This window comes from Amycolatopsis sp. SID8362, from assembly GCF_010550475.1.
Lineage (GTDB): Bacteria > Actinomycetota > Actinomycetes > Mycobacteriales > Pseudonocardiaceae > Amycolatopsis > Amycolatopsis eburnea.
Genome location: NZ_JAAGNB010000422.1, coordinates 1 through 968, shown reverse-complemented (window position 1 = coordinate 968; position 968 = coordinate 1). Strand labels below are relative to the sequence as shown.

Annotated in this window: 1 protein-coding gene; it reads left to right on the top strand. The window is 76.7% G+C overall.

Annotated elements, in window-relative coordinates; all coding sequences use genetic code 11:
- Window positions 1-968, top strand: a 968-nt coding sequence (locus G3I65_RS13490) for a polyketide synthase dehydratase domain-containing protein (RefSeq protein ID WP_160696408.1), incomplete at both ends; no start/stop codon positions are given.

Here is a 968-nt window from a genome sequence, read left to right as displayed (position 1 = left end):
CACGGCCGTCGACGTCGAGGGCGCCTACGAGGGCCTCGCCGCCGCGGGCTACCACTACGGCCCGGTCTTCCAGGGCCTGCGCGCGGCGTGGCGCCGCGGCGGGGAGCTGTTCGCCGAAGTCGTCCTGCCCGAGCAGGCCCACGCCGACGCCCGCCGCTTCGGCATCCACCCCGCGCTGCTCGACGCGGCCATGCACGCGTCGCTGTTCACCGCGGGGGAGCCGGGTGCCGGCCGCCCGGCCACCGTCCTGCCGTTCGTGTGGAACCAGGTCTCCCTGCACGCCACCGGCGCGTCGGTGCTGCGGGTCCGGCTGACCCGGCCCGCCGCCGAGAGCCTGACCCTCGACATCGCCGACGACACGGGCACCCCGGTGCTGTCGGTCGGTTCCGTGGTCGGCCGTCCCGTTTCCGCCGAGCAGCTCGCGGCGACCGGCGGCGAGAGCCTGTTCCGGATCGGCTGGACCCCGCTCGCGGCCACCCCGGCAGGCGGTGAGCTGCTGCTCGGCGACTGGACCGGCCGCGACGAAGACGTCGTGCCCGACGTCTTCGTCCTCTCCTGCCGGACGCCGGACACGGACCTGCTCCCGGCCGTGCGGGCGGTGTCCGGCGACGTCCTCACCGCCGTGCGGAGCTGGCTGGCCGACGACCGGTACGACGGCACGAAGCTCGTCGTCGTCACCCGCGACGCCGTCACGCCGGACGGCGACCTCGACCTCGCCCAGGCACCGGTGTGGGGGCTCGTGCGCGCGGCGCAGGCGGAGAACCCGGGCCGGCTGTTCCTCGTGGACGCGGACACCACCGACCTGTCCGGTCCGATCACCGCGCTCGTCACGGCCGGCGAGCCCGAAGCCGCGGTGCGCTCCGGCGAGATCCTCGTGCCGCGGCTGACCCGCACCCCGGTGGAGCCCGCCGCCGCGGGCTTCGCCGCCGAGGGCACGGTGCTCGTCACCGGCGGCACCGGCGGCCTCG